Here is a 12,841-nt window from a genome sequence, read left to right as displayed (position 1 = left end):
GGTAACGCTTCCACGAAATGCACCTGCTGAGCATAGACATGCGCCGCACCTGGCGTTTTCACCCAGCCCTAGGTGCTCCTCACAACAACTTGGGACTGCGTTTCACCAGCCTGTAAGACGACATAAGATTCGCTTGTCAGTGTCTTGATCCTCTCGCCTGGCATTGAAGCGGTGATGCGAATGGTCCCCTCAGTCGCCCGAGAAGAGGGCCTTGCGCTTTTCCCGGAAGGCCGCGACGGCCTCCGCATGGTCCCGCGAGATGTTGGAATTGATCTCGTAGGCGACGCCGGTATCCATGATCGAATGGGCGAGCTGCTTGAGGCCAATGTTCGTCGCGACTTTCGTCCAGCGGATCGCCTTGCGCGCCCCGCCTGCGATGCGCCGCGCGAGCGAATAAACCTCCTCGTCGAGCGCCTCGGCCGGGACCGCCCGGTTGATCAGGCCCATGCGCGCCGCCTCGACAGCGGGAATCGGATCGCCGGTCAGCAGGTATTCTTTGGCACGCAGATAGCCGATCATCTGGGGCCACAGCACCGCCCCACCGTCGCCGGCTACGAGACCGATCGAGACGTGGGGATCGCCGATCTTGGCCTTGTCGTTTGCGATAACCACGTCGCAAGTCAGGGCCAGGGAAGCACCCAGGCCCATCGCATGACCGTTCATGCGGCAGATAAGCGGCTTTTCCAGGTCGAGCTGGCTGAAGATGATGCGCTTCGCCTCGATGGCCGTGCGCTCGAAACCGGCAGGCCTGTCAATCGCTGACTGCATCCAATCAGCGTCGCCGCCGGCGCAGAAGGCGCGTCCCGCGCCGGTGAGAACTACGACATCAGAATCCGGGTCGTCCGCCGCGTCAATAAAGACACGCGCAAGCTCGGTGTGAAGCTCGGCATTTACCGCGTTCAGGGTCTCGGGAAGATTGAGTGTGATGGTGAGGATTCGACCCTCACGCGAGAAACTGATACATTTGTAGGTGTCGAACAGGCTCATTTCGTCTTTCCTTCCGTTTGTTGTTCTTGTGCTCGCAGCTTAGACAGCGAGCGAATTCATGCGGTCAAGGTGAAAATCCTCGTCGCCGAACATCAGGCTCAGCGACTTGATCCTTTTGTAACCGTCACCGATCGGCAGTTCGTCAGTCATGCCGACGCCGCCGTGAAGCTGGATGGCTTCTCGTCCGATGTGCATGGCGCGCCCCATGACGCCGATCTTGGCGGCCGACAGAATGCGGTCGCGATGATCGCCATTTGGCTCTTCCAGGGCCGCCGTTGCCATCATCGACAGCGATTGGGCTTCCTCCAGCGCAATGAACATGTCGGCCATTCGGTGCTGCAGCGCTTGGAATTCTCCGATCCTGCGGCCGAACTGGACGCGCAGCTTAAGATAATCAAGCGTGCGGTCGTGCAGGTTGCGGGCGGCGCCTAGGGACTCAGCGCAGGCGGCCGCAATCGCGCGGGCAAGCATCTCCGAGACGACCGCCGGAGCCTCGTTCCCGCTGGCGAGGACATCCGAGCGATCTATGCGGGCACTGTCGAAACGTACGTTCGCGGCCTTGCCGCCATCGAGGGTCCGATGGGTGCGCACGTCGACGCCGCCGACATCGGACTGAACACGCAGTATTGCAAGACGACCGTCGAGCTTGGCAGTCACGAGCAGTACGTCTGCGATTTGGCCGCCGAGCACCAGCTTCTTCTCCCCGTGGATCGCGAGGCCATCGCCGCACGGCTCAGCGACCGTTGCAGGTTCGAGCGCGGAAGGTTGCTCCGGCTCATCCCAGGCGACGGCAAACAGCGATTTGCCCTCGATGAGATGCGCGAGATCGTCGTAGCTGCCGGCTTCGGCGAGCACCGACCCGGGCAGCACCATGGAGCCGAGAAGGGGCTCCGACATCAGCGCGTTGCCGGCCGCCTCCATGAGGATCATCGTCTCGATAGGCCCGCCCCCGAAGCCGCCGCGTTGTTCCGAGAAACCTGAGCCGAGCCAGCCGAGCCGGGCGATCTCTTGCCAGATGTCGAGGCTGAATCCCGCATCCTCCGCGCGGAAGCGGCGGCGAGCCGCGTCGTCGTACCGGTCGCCTAAGAAGCGGCTGGCCGATTCTTGAAGCATCGCTTGCTCGGGAGTGAGTGAGAATACCATGCTCGTGAACCTTCAGAGACCGAGCGCATGCTTGGCCAGGATATTGCGCTGTATTTCGTTACTGCCGCCCCAGATCGTGGGGGCACGCGTATAAAGAGCTTCCGAAACTACACCCATGCTCTCGATCTCCTCGAGTGGCATGCCGGCGTTCTCTCGCAGCCATTCGGGATCGTAGGAGAGCGCTTCGGTTCCCAGCACGTCGACAGCGAAATCAGAAATCTGCTGCAGAATTGCCGAGCCGCGGATCTTTAGGACCGATGCTTCGTGACCGCGCGCCTCCCCGGCGAGGATCGCGCCAAGGACCCGCAACGTCGTTTGCTCAAGCGCGAGGAGGTCCACTTCAAAGCGGGAGAGCCGGTCCTTCAAGCGGGGGCTGTTGTTCTTGCCGTTGCGCGCGGCAAGCCGCTTGATCCGCCTCAGATAGCGTCGCGCCTTGCCGACCTCGGCAGAGAGTACGCGCTCGTGCCCAAGCAAGAATTTGGCGTAAGTCCAGCCCTTGTTCTCCTCGCCGACCAGGTTCCTCGCCGGCACGCGTACATCCTCAAAGAAGACCTGATTGAGATGGCTGTCGCCTTCGATGGACTTAATGGGCTGAATAGTTACTCCCCGCGTTCGGAGATCTATCAGCAGGAACGATATGCCCCGCTGCGGGACGGCGGCGGCGTCGGTTCGCACGAGGCAGAAGATCCAGTCGGCCCAATGAGCCATCGTGGTCCAGATTTTCGTTCCATTGACGATGTAGTATTCGCCATCACGCACAGCGCGGGTTTTCAGCCCTGCCAGATCGGAGCCCGCGTTAGGTTCGGAGTAACCCTGGCACCAAAATACCTCGTTGGAGGTAATGCCGGGTAGATGCTCCGCCTTCTGATCTGTCGAGCCGTACGTGTAGATGACCGGCCCGACGTAGTTGACGCCGAAAGGCAGGAGCCATGGCGCGCCGGAAGAGGTCGTTTCTTCCTGAAAAACATAGGTTTCCGCGGCACTCCAGTCGCAGCCGCCGTAGGCGCGGGGCCAGAATCCCACCAGCCAGCCCTTCCCAGCCAAGATGTCCTGCCAGCGCATGTGGTCCGGCCTTGTGAGCGGAACGCCGGCGAGGACCTTGAGCCGGATGTCCGCCGGCAGGTTCTCCTCGCAAAAGGCACGCACATCGTCGCGAAAGGCGCGCAGCTCCGGCGTCCAAATCGTCGTCATTAGCCCTCCCGAAACGATCGCAGTCGAAATCATCTGATCGCCGCGTCATAAAAATATAAATATATTACTCAAAAGTCAATTGATATACCATGAAGTCAATTATCGGCCGAGCTTGCCAATGAAAAGGGCGGGAACGAGGCCCACCTACTTTCCGCGAGGGGAGGACACAATTATCGCAAGTAAGCGAAATGATAGGGAGTATTGTATGGGTGACTAAGGTTCGCGCGTAATACGTTGGTCGAAACGCCAATCAGCCAGACAGAAATATTCTTGAGGACGAACTCATGGCTTTGCGGAACTTCACATTGGGCGATGTTTATCGCCGCAACGCAGAATGTTTTCCCGATTACCCTGCTTTCCTGTTTAAAGGAGAGCGCATAACGCATGCGCAATACTTGCGACGCGTCGAGAGATTGGCGGCGGGTCTTGCGCGCCTCGGTGTAAGTTCCGGCGATCGCATCGGCGTTCTGTCTCAGAATTCACTCGAGATGGTGGATCTGATCGGTGCGGTCGCGCTGCTCGGCGCGATCCTGCTTCCGGTTAACTTCCGTCTTAATCCGGATGAGATCGCCTTTGTACTATCCGACGGCGCTCCGTGCGTTGTCATCGCTGGCGCTGAATATCATGATGCGATCGTGGCCCTGAGGGGATCGTTGCCTTCGGTCCGATACTTCGTCGGTGTAGGGCCTGTTCACAGCTCGCTGATACCGTTTTCGGAACTGTCGGAGACCGATGTTTGCCTTCCTGAGGCCGCCATCAGCGGCGAGGATGTCTTCGCCATCATTCACACTGCGGCCGTTGGCGGCCGTCCACGCGGCGCGCTGCTCTCGCAGACAGGCATGCTGATGGCACAGAGTTCACTGGTGCAGGCATGGAAGCTCGATGAGCGTGATGTCAATCTCGGCGTGCTGCCGCTGTTTCATCTCGCTGGGCTCGGTCTGATGCTTGCAGTGCAACAGGCGGGCGGCGCCAGCCTCATCACCGCAAAATTCGAGGCCGCGCAGGCCGCACGCGATATCGCGTCCGAAAAAGTGACCGTGATGTCCGAGTTCGCGCCGATGCTAGGTAATATTCTAGATCAGGCCCAACCAGGGCAACTGGCATCGCTGCGCGCCGTGACTGGTCTTGATACCCCGGTGACCATCGAGCGCTTCGAGACTGAGTGGCCAAACGCAACGTTTTGGGTGGCGTTCGGTCAATCGGAAACCTCGGGGCTTGCAACGCTTTCGCCGTATCGTGACCGTCCAAAATCCGCGGGCCGGCCGCTGTTCTGGCACCACATCGAGGTCGTCGATGGCGACGACCGACCGAGGCCAACCGGCGAGACCGGTGAAATCGTCTTGCGTGGCCCGACCGTGTTCAAGGGATACTGGAACAGAGAGGCCGACACGGCCGCGACATTCCGCAACGGCTGGCACCATACCGGCGACATCGGCTATTTCGATGCCGACGGCTATCTTTGGTACGTCGGCCGCGCGCCTGAAAAAGAACTGATCAAGACCGGGGGTGAAAATGTCTATCCTGCCGAAGTCGAGAACGTAATACGCGAGCATCCGGCGATCTCCGACGTTGTGGTCATTAGCGTACCGGATCCGCAATGGAGCGAGGCGATCAAGGCGGTTTGCGTGCGGCGTGCTTCGAGAAACGCGACAGCCGACGAGATTATCGACTTCGTGGGCGAAAAGATCGCCCGTTACAAGCGGCCGAAGCACATCGTGTTCGTTGATGACCTACCCAGGACGGCGAAAGGCGAGATCGACCGGGCGGCGGTCAAATCGATGCACGGGCGGGCGTGACAGTAAAGATCATCGCATCGGGTCCGGCAAGTTGCCTTATCTTGCTTCAGCGGAAGATGGTGAATGCCCTCGTTCAATCTCGCTGCAGCCATGCGCATAGCTCTGCGACCGGAATGATGTCCTTGACACCACAGACTCCCCATCCCGCGCTCCAGATATCGTTCTATAGCTTCGGACTGATCTCACGGGCGGCGTTGAAGCCGCCGTGGTCATTGGGATTCTCGTAAGGACGGTCGAGTGTCTGGGCGAGAAGGCTTGCGCCGATTCCGAAGACCTCCGCAGGATAGATGACATTGTCGATATCGGATTCGCAAATCATGGTTTTCTGCTAGCCGGCGCCATGCTTCATGCGTCGCGATGAAGAGGAGTGAGAGATATCTGCGCAGTCCACCGGGCGGCACGTTAGGGTACCGGTTGCCAAAAGAAAGGGTTTTCAGCGCGCCTGCATGCGGGCACCGGCGTCGAGAGCGAGTGTCGTCGCGTTTAGGTACGAGTTCTCGACGATATGTTGCACCAGCTTGGCAAATTCCGACGGTTGCCCCATCCGGTTCGGATACAGGATCATGCGATTGATAATGGGCTCTGACACGTTGTCCGGCATGCCTGCGACCATTGACGTGTCGAACAGGCCCGGTGCGATCGAGACGACGCGGATGCCCAGCGGCGCCAGATCGCGCGCCACTGGAAGGGTCAGACCGATCACGCCGGCCTTGCTGGCGCTGTAGGCGGCTTGACCGATCTGTCCTTGGGACGCCGCGCCCGAAGCCGTGTTGACGATGACGCCGCGCTCGCCGCCTTGGGCGTCAGGCGTGTTCTTACCCATCGCAAGCGCGGCAAACCGGATGATATTAAAGGTGCCGGTCAGGTTGATTGCGATCACCTTGTTCCAGGTCGCGATCGGGAACGGTTCGCCCCTTGATACGGTTTTGGCCGCATCCGCGACGCCGGCGCAATTCACCGCGACATGAACACCGCCGAACGCAGTGACGGCTGCTGCGATCCCGTCCCTCACGCTGGCCTCGTCGGCCACATCGACGATACGCGTCAGGCACGCCTCGCCCAGGTTCGCCTTAAGTGCCTGCAGCTTATTCTCGTCGCGATCGAAACCGGCGATCCGAGCGCCGGCAGCGGCCAGCACCTTGCAGGTCGCGAGTCCCAGGCCGGAGGCTGCGCCGGTCACGACGGCGACTTTGCCATGAAGCTCCATAAGTATCTCCGTTTTCTTTTATTTGCCCAGGATGGTGACGCAGGCCACCGCCTCTTCGATGCCGTGCAATCCGCCGCCATTCTCCGCGATCGCCAGCCGCGCGCCGTCGACCTGGCGGGGACCGGCCTCATGGCGCAGCTGCGCGACAAGTTCGTAGACTTGTGCGAGGCCGGTGGCGCCGACCGGATGCCCTTTGGATTCCAGCCCTCCGGACGGATTGACCGGCACGCGACCTCCGATGGTGGTTTCGCCGCGCTCGCTGATGGCGCCGCCGTCGCCGAAAGCGCACAATCCGAGATTTTCAATCTGAATGATCTCACCCATGGCGGTGGCGTCGTGCACCTCGGCAACCGAGATATCGGCAGGACCGACCCCCGCCATTTCGTAAGCGCGTCTGGCGGCACGCGCGGTGCAATGGTTTACGAAGTCCGATGGGTCGCGATCGCTGCCCGTCTGGACCACGGATGCAAGGACCCGGATCGCGCGCGACCGGTCGATGCCGTAGCGCTTCAGTCCCGATGCGGTTGCTAGTACGACCGCGGCTGCGCCGTCGGAAACCGGCGAACACATCGGCAGCGTCAGCGGATAGGTGATCGGCGGAGCGCTCAGTACCTCCTCGATGGAATAGGGCGCACGATATTGCGACAACGGGTTTTCAACAGAGTGCTGGTGGTTCTTGGCGGCGACAGCGGCAATCTGGCGCTGGGTTGTTCCGAACGTCGCCATATGGTAGCGGGAGAAGGCCGCATAGACATCCATGAATACACTATAGGGCTTATCAGAAGTCGTGCCCGGCGGCGGATCGATGCCTTCGCCGAGCTTCATGAGCCGCTTGCCAATTTCGTCCTTGTGGCTAACGTCCCACGCGCCATCAAAAGCGCCGAGCATCAGCTCGCGATCCCTGGAGAACATTTTCTCGGCGCCCACCGCGAGCGCGATGTCTCCCTCGCCTGCCTTTAAAAAAATGGCAGCAAGGTTCAGTGCGGAGCTGCCGCTGGCGCAAGCATTTTCCACATTGACGACTGGGATCTGCCCAATTCCCATCGACCGCAATGCGACTTGGCCGCGAACCATATGCTGCTTTTCCATGTGCCCTTGTGACGCATTGGCAAAATAAGCCACTTCTAACGCGGTCGCCTGGATGCCGGCATCAGCGAGCGCCGCGCTGACCGCCTCTTTCGTCATCGTCTTGATGTCCTTGTCGAGCAGGCGGCCGAACGGCGTCATGCCAACTCCCACGGCGTAAATCTCTTCCATGCCTACGGCTCCCATTGTCAGGCTTCATGTTGTGCGCGTCAGTTCCGCCAGCACCTCATCAGTGTGTTCGCCGAGCGCGGGTACGCCTCGCGTCGGTCCGGGATGACGGCCGTCGAAAATCAGGGGTTGGGCTACATAGCGACGGCGCCTGCCGTTGCTATCGGCCAGTTCGCGGAACAGCCCGCGTTCGAGAAAGTGCGGATCGGCCGCGACCTCGTCGATAGTATTGACGGGACCCCAGGGAATACCGGCGGCATCGAGCTTTTCAGCCCATTGCGAGCGCGGTGCGGCAGCGATGGCCTTGCCGATGCGCGCGACCAGCTCGATTTCCCGCTGGGTTCGTTGCGCGCGCTTCAAATCGGCGACGTCCTCCATACCGATCAGCTCGCAAAGCGGTCGCCAGAACCAGTCCTCATGCGCGATCGACAGCGAGAGCAGCTTGCCGTCCCGGCATTCGAACAGGCCGTAGGCAGGCTCAGCCGCAATGTCGGCGAGCGGTTCGCCGTTCATTACCGGGCCAACCATGACCGACATCCACGATAGCAATCCGTCGGTCATCGAGACGTCGATATAGGCGCCCTTTCCCGTGCGTGTGCGTGCCAGCAGCGCTGCCAGGATGCCGAGCGCCGCGAACATGCCCGACGAAAGATCTCCGACCGCAATGTCGCTTGGCGCCTGGGTCGATCGGTTTGCGGCCTGGACGTACAGGAATCCGGCGAGCGCCTGATAGGACAGATCATGGGCCGGCCGGTCGCGGTAGGGGCCGGTCTGTCCGAAGCCGGAGATCGACGCGTAGACGAGACGGGGATTGATCGAGGCCATTGACTGAAAACACAGGCCCAAGCGCTGCATGGTGCCGGGGCGAAAACCTTCCAGCAGCACGTCCGCGCTGGCGACGAGATCCCGGAACCGTTGCTTGTCGCCATCGGCCTTCAGATCGAGCGCGACAGAGCGCTTGTTGCGATTGAGTGCGGCATGGAATGCCGGAAATTGCCGGGCGGGATCGCCGACCCCCGGCCGTTCGACCATAATGACGTCGGCTCCCAGATCGGCCAACAGAAGCGTCGCGTAGGGCCCAGGATATTGCCCCGCCAGGCTAACAATACGGATGCCATCAAGCTGCAACATAACGACATTCTTTCTGGATGCGCAGAGCTTGAGCTTGTGAACTGCAATTGTTGGTCTATAGTCTTACTCAATAAATACTTTATTGACTCGCCGGTCAACACTTTCTTCAGTAAGGGAAACAGCGATGGTATCGGAGAAAATGATGTCGGAGAAAAGCGTTCTGGTAGACGTACGTGCCGGCGCAGTATGGGTGATGCTCAATCGGCCCGCGGCGCTCAACGCCATCACGCCCGACATGGTAGCTGGCATTACCGCCGCGCTGGCGCTCGCCGACGATCCGGCAATTAAGGCTGTGGTGCTAATCGGCACCGGCCGCGCCTTCTGCGCAGGCGCCGATCTGAAATACGTCAACAGCGCGACGCAGAGCGACGAAGCCAGTGGGGCGCGATTCCTTGACACCATTCTCGACATGATGGCCCGTCTTGAAACCTGTCCGCGGCCGGTGATCGCCGCGGTCAATGGATTGGCCCTGGCGGGCGGTTTGGAAATGGTGTTGTGCTGCGATCTAGTTATTGCAGCGCGGTCCGCCAAGCTTGGCGACGCGCATGCCAATTTCGGCATCTTGCCGGGCGGTGGCGGTTCAGTGCGATTGCCGCGGAAGATCGGTCCAACCCGCGCGAAGTACCTGCTGTTCACCGGCGATTTCATACCGGCCGACGACTTGGTTGCCTGCGGTCTGGTCAACGAGGTCGTCGACGATGGCGAACTGACAGGGGCGGTCGAACGCCTAGTCGCCAAGCTAGGTTCCAAGAGCTCGCTGGTGCTGCGCCGCATGAAGGCGCTGGTCGCCGACGGTCTCGAGCAGCCAAAGGACGTTGCGCTGAGGCTCGAATTGCTCGCCTGCGAAGTTCATGCCCGCAGCCACGACTTGAAAGAGGGACTTGCCGCGTTCGAGGAAAAGCGCAAGCCGTTGTTCATCGGTCGCTGAACTACCTTCGGCGCCCTTGCTACCCGAGCCACCGCTTGCGGCGCCGATAGTGCTTGATGTTGCGATAGCTCTTGCGCTCGCCTTCAAGGTTGAGGCCGAGGTAAAATTCGCGGATGTCCTCGTTTGTGCGAAGGTCCGCCGCTTTGCCTTCCAAGACGATACGCCCGTCTTCCATGACGTATCCGAAATCGGCGAGGTCCAACGCCACGCGAGTATTCTGTTCGACGATCAGCAGCGTTAGGCCTTCGTCTTTCAGGGAGCGCAGAACGCCGAAAACCTCGTCGACCATCATCGGCGCGAGCCCCAGCGACGGTTCGTCGATCATGATGAGCTTCGGGTTGGCCATCAGGGCGCGTCCGATCACAACCAACTGCTGTTCGCCGCCAGACAGATATCCGGTAGTGCGCGCCTTCAACGAGGCGAGGCGCTTGATACGATCGTAGACGCCATCCAAACGCCGACGCATGGCCTGCGTCGACTTCTCCATGTGCCCGCCGGCAATCAGGTTCTGCTCGACCGTCAGGTGGCTCAGGACGCGGCGCCCCTCCATGACATGCACAATTCCGGTGCGGACAATCCTCGCTGGATCGCCGCCATCGATTCGCGAACCTTCAAAGGAAATCGCACCCGATGTTACCTTGCCGTCTTCTGTCATCAGCACGTTCGAGATTGATTTGAGCGTGGTCGACTTGCCTGCCCCGTTGCCGCCCAGAAGCGTGACGCATGATCCCTTGGGCACGGCAAGGGTGATGCCCTTCACCGCGAGGATGACGTCGCTATAGAGAACCTCGACATTGCTAAGCTGAAGCATCGATCATCCCCATAGCCGGAGCACTCGCGCGCTCCGGCTTGCCAAAAGGAGTTACCATTTGTTGATAACCGGCACCGGCGCATTCTCGCCGGCGATGACGTACTTACCGTCCTTGATGGTCGCGACGTTAACCGTCAGGCCCGAGACTGGAAACGGTGCTTCGTTGGTATAGGTCAGGTTCGGCAGAATTCCGAATGTCTGTTCGCTCGTCAGTGGCGTGGCCAAGAGCGCGTTGCGAACAGCCTCGCCGGTGACCTTGTCCGCGCCGACTTTCCGCGCCGCGGCTTCGATCGCTCTCAGCGCAACCAGCGCCTGATTAAACCCCTGGATGCTCGCGAGCGTCCAATTCGCCTGCGATTTGTACTTCGCAACCAGCATCTGCTGGAAGTCGTGAGCCCTACTTTTCTGGTCGGTTGGCACCGCCATGCCATAGACCTCGTAATCGCCTTCCAGGTCCTTCATTCCGCCAATTGCTTTGCCCGATGCAATCAGGCCGTTGTGCGAGCTCATCATGATTGGGATGTCGGTTTTGCCGAGCGCCTGGAGTGCGCGCCTTGTAGCCACGACCGCTGCCGTGTTTGTCTGGATGTTGATGACTTGGACGCCTTTACGGATCAGTCGCCCGACCTGCGTCGTAAGGTCGGTCGGCTGAACTTCCGTGTAGATCGTCTCGACAATCTCGGCCTTGTCGGGATTATCCTTGGCGAATTTTTCCGAGCCCTTGGCGATATCGACATAAGCGGGCGAAGCTTCCGACGAAATGATCGCGACCTTCAGCGGACCCTTGATGCCGCGGGCGCCTCGAAACCATTCGTAGAACGCCGAAGCCTCGTGGCCGTAGGTCGGACGCGGGTTGAAGACCCAAGGATCGGGCTTCCAGACGTATCCGTAAGACCCGGTGGACATGAACATCGGTACCTTGTCCGCCGGAAGCCGACCTTGCAGGGCCGCGACATCGGGTCCGCCGACACCTAGAATGACCACCGGATTGAGCTCGGCCTTGATGCCAGGCCAAAGGCTCGCGGTCTGCGCCGCGTCGTAACGGCAGTCATAGTCCTTAATCCCGATCCTGATGCCCAGTCCTTTGCCGACTTCGTCATTCCACCAATCGATGGCAGCTCGTCGGGCGCCGACAAGATCCTTCATGATGTCAGCGTAGGGTCCGGTGAAATCGGCGAGCGAGGCAATATTGTAAGTTGTCTGCGCTGATGCCGGCGTCGCGGTCACGATGACTGCCGCAGCTGCGGGGCCTGCGATCCATTTCAAAAGTCTGTTTTTCATGTCCAAGTCCTCCCGTAATATTTGTGATAAGAGACACCGTCATGCTGTGGTGGCTTCGTCGCACTTAGTAGGGAAACGGCCACATTCGGTACGACCGCTTCAGGATATCAAATCGATGCATCAGGCCACGTGGCTCGAAAATCAGAAACGCCGCGATGACGCTCCCGAGAAACACATTCATCAGGGCAAACACGACGTCGCCGCCGATCGAAGGAAATTGCGAGACCACGGATGGTCCCAACGACACAAATCCCTCCTGAATGCATTTGATGACGACGACGCCGACGAGAGCGCCCGTGATGGCCCCCATGCCGCCGACGATTATCATCGCAATGAACCATATCGAATTGAACAGCGTGAACTGATCGACCGCGACAAAGCGAACGAAATAGGCCCACAATCCGCCACCGACGCCGGCATAGAACGCGCCGACTAGGAACGCGGTTGCCTTGGTGGCCACGATGTCTATGCCCATAATTCCGGCTGCTACATCGTCGTCCCGCACGGCTACAAATGCGCGTCCAAACCGGCCGCGCACGATGCCGTAGGCGCCATAAGTCATGAGGGCTGCGACGGCAAGACAGAGATAGTAGATCGAGGTATCCGTCACGAAGGCGAACCCAAACAGGGTAGCAGGGTCGAGCGTCAACCCGTTCGAGCCGCCGAACCAGGGCAGGTTCAGGACGAAGAAATGAAACAGCGCTTGCGCGGCGATCGTCGTCAGCGCCAGGTAGAAACCCTTGATGCGCACCGCCGACAATCCAAAAATGAAGCCGAATACAGCCGCGGAACATCCACCCAGCGGGATCGTCAACCAGAACGGCAGTCCCAGTTTTGTCGCCAGGAAGCCGGTGGTGTAGGCGCCGACGCCCATGAAGGCGGCTTGGCCGAGATTGATCTGGCCGGCATAACCAGTGGTGATCTGAAGGCCGAGGGTAACCACCGACAATATCAATATCAGCGTGGAGATGGCGAGCAACCGCGGTCCGAACAAGACGGGCAATAGCAGCAGGAAGACCAGAAACAAGGCGAGCGCGATCTGCTGCGGGCGCGTCCGCACCAACGCCGCGTCGCGTGCAAAGCTCGTCGCGAAAATGCCGGCTGGATCCATC

12 protein-coding genes are annotated in these 12,841 nt (G+C 60.2%); 2 read left to right on the top strand and 10 right to left on the bottom strand.

The window, feature by feature from the left end; translation table 11 throughout:
* Positions 1-189 precede the first annotated feature (189 nt).
* Genes IVB22_RS11380 through IVB22_RS11370 form a run of 3 tightly spaced genes read right to left on the bottom strand, consistent with a single transcriptional unit; the run spans position 190 to position 3,321 of the window.
* The gene (locus IVB22_RS11380) at positions 190-987 is read right to left on the bottom strand and encodes an enoyl-CoA hydratase/isomerase family protein (protein ID WP_247517409.1); all 798 of its coding nucleotides are present in this window, start codon (positions 985-987) and stop codon (positions 190-192) included.
* Positions 988-1,026: 39 nt separating this feature from the next.
* On the bottom strand, positions 1,027-2,130 hold the full coding sequence (locus IVB22_RS11375; RefSeq protein WP_256467400.1) for an acyl-CoA dehydrogenase family protein: 1,104 nt from the start codon (positions 2,128-2,130) through the stop codon (positions 1,027-1,029).
* Between the two features lie 12 nt (positions 2,131-2,142).
* A complete protein-coding gene (locus IVB22_RS11370; RefSeq protein ID WP_247517407.1) occupies positions 2,143-3,321 on the bottom strand; it encodes an acyl-CoA dehydrogenase family protein in 1,179 nt (392 codons plus the stop codon).
* A gap of 284 nt (positions 3,322-3,605) precedes the next feature.
* Here IVB22_RS11370 and IVB22_RS11365 point away from each other — a divergent pair, with 284 nt between their 5' ends.
* Positions 3,606-5,117, top strand: coding sequence for an AMP-binding protein (locus IVB22_RS11365; RefSeq protein ID WP_247517406.1), 1,512 nt, complete (start codon positions 3,606-3,608; stop codon positions 5,115-5,117).
* A 163-nt stretch (positions 5,118-5,280) separates the two neighbouring features.
* Here IVB22_RS11365 and IVB22_RS11360 read toward each other — a convergent pair whose 3' ends face one another.
* From IVB22_RS11360 to IVB22_RS11345, 4 genes are all read right to left on the bottom strand, one after another.
* On the bottom strand, positions 5,281-5,436 hold the full coding sequence (locus tag IVB22_RS11360) for a hypothetical protein (protein ID WP_247517405.1): 156 nt from the start codon (positions 5,434-5,436) through the stop codon (positions 5,281-5,283).
* Positions 5,437-5,550: 114 nt separating this feature from the next.
* Entirely contained in the window at positions 5,551-6,324 is a 774-nt protein-coding gene (locus IVB22_RS11355; protein ID WP_247517404.1) for an SDR family NAD(P)-dependent oxidoreductase, read from the bottom strand.
* 18 nt (positions 6,325-6,342) lie between these two features.
* Positions 6,343-7,581 carry a thiolase family protein gene (locus IVB22_RS11350; RefSeq protein ID WP_247517403.1) on the bottom strand — a complete coding sequence of 413 codons (1,239 nt, stop codon included), beginning with the start codon at positions 7,579-7,581 and terminating at the stop codon, positions 6,343-6,345.
* A gap of 24 nt (positions 7,582-7,605) precedes the next feature.
* Entirely contained in the window at positions 7,606-8,709 is a 1,104-nt protein-coding gene (locus IVB22_RS11345; protein ID WP_247517402.1) for a CaiB/BaiF CoA-transferase family protein, read from the bottom strand.
* A 142-nt stretch (positions 8,710-8,851) separates the two neighbouring features.
* Between IVB22_RS11345 and IVB22_RS11340 the strand changes: the two genes are divergently transcribed.
* Positions 8,852-9,637, top strand: coding sequence for an enoyl-CoA hydratase/isomerase family protein (locus tag IVB22_RS11340; RefSeq protein ID WP_247517401.1), 786 nt, complete (start codon positions 8,852-8,854; stop codon positions 9,635-9,637).
* Positions 9,638-9,656: 19 nt separating this feature from the next.
* Here IVB22_RS11340 and IVB22_RS11335 read toward each other — a convergent pair whose 3' ends face one another.
* The 3 genes from IVB22_RS11335 to IVB22_RS11325 form a co-directional block, all read right to left on the bottom strand.
* Positions 9,657-10,448, bottom strand: a complete 792-nt coding sequence (locus IVB22_RS11335) for an ABC transporter ATP-binding protein (protein WP_247517400.1) — start codon at positions 10,446-10,448, stop codon at positions 9,657-9,659.
* 51 nt (positions 10,449-10,499) lie between these two features.
* The gene (locus IVB22_RS11330) at positions 10,500-11,729 is read right to left on the bottom strand and encodes an ABC transporter substrate-binding protein (RefSeq protein WP_247517399.1); all 1,230 of its coding nucleotides are present in this window, start codon (positions 11,727-11,729) and stop codon (positions 10,500-10,502) included.
* 64 nt (positions 11,730-11,793) lie between these two features.
* Positions 11,794-12,840 (bottom strand): branched-chain amino acid ABC transporter permease, encoded by a 1,047-nt coding sequence (locus IVB22_RS11325; protein ID WP_247517398.1) that lies wholly within the window; start codon positions 12,838-12,840, stop codon positions 11,794-11,796.
* Position 12,841 lies beyond the last annotated feature (1 nt).

Source organism: Bradyrhizobium sp. 190, assembly GCF_023073415.1.
Lineage (GTDB): Bacteria > Pseudomonadota > Alphaproteobacteria > Rhizobiales > Xanthobacteraceae > Bradyrhizobium.
The sequence above is the reverse complement of the archived record's forward strand: the minus strand, read 5'-3'. Positions and strand labels throughout refer to the sequence as shown.

Bases quoted from the DNA above. Each gene is read 5' to 3' on its own strand.
- IVB22_RS11380 (WP_247517409.1), bottom strand. From the start codon at position 987: ATGAGCCTGTTCGACACCTACAAATGTATCAGTTTCTCGCGTGAGGGT.
- IVB22_RS11375 (WP_256467400.1), bottom strand. From the start codon at position 2,130: ATGGTATTCTCACTCACTCCCGAGCAAGCGATGCTTCAAGAATCGGCC.
- IVB22_RS11370 (WP_247517407.1), bottom strand. From the start codon at position 3,321: ATGACGACGATTTGGACGCCGGAGCTGCGCGCCTTTCGCGACGATGTG.
- IVB22_RS11365 (WP_247517406.1), top strand. From the start codon at position 3,606: ATGGCTTTGCGGAACTTCACATTGGGCGATGTTTATCGCCGCAACGCA.
- IVB22_RS11360 (WP_247517405.1), bottom strand. From the start codon at position 5,436: ATGATTTGCGAATCCGATATCGACAATGTCATCTATCCTGCGGAGGTC.
- IVB22_RS11355 (WP_247517404.1), bottom strand. From the start codon at position 6,324: ATGGAGCTTCATGGCAAAGTCGCCGTCGTGACCGGCGCAGCCTCCGGC.
- IVB22_RS11350 (WP_247517403.1), bottom strand. From the start codon at position 7,581: ATGGAAGAGATTTACGCCGTGGGAGTTGGCATGACGCCGTTCGGCCGC.
- IVB22_RS11345 (WP_247517402.1), bottom strand. From the start codon at position 8,709: ATGTTGCAGCTTGATGGCATCCGTATTGTTAGCCTGGCGGGGCAATAT.
- IVB22_RS11340 (WP_247517401.1), top strand. From the start codon at position 8,852: ATGTCGGAGAAAAGCGTTCTGGTAGACGTACGTGCCGGCGCAGTATGG.
- IVB22_RS11335 (WP_247517400.1), bottom strand. From the start codon at position 10,448: ATGCTTCAGCTTAGCAATGTCGAGGTTCTCTATAGCGACGTCATCCTC.
- IVB22_RS11330 (WP_247517399.1), bottom strand. From the start codon at position 11,729: ATGAAAAACAGACTTTTGAAATGGATCGCAGGCCCCGCAGCTGCGGCA.
- IVB22_RS11325 (WP_247517398.1), bottom strand. From the start codon at position 12,840: ATGGATCCAGCCGGCATTTTCGCGACGAGCTTTGCACGCGACGCGGCG.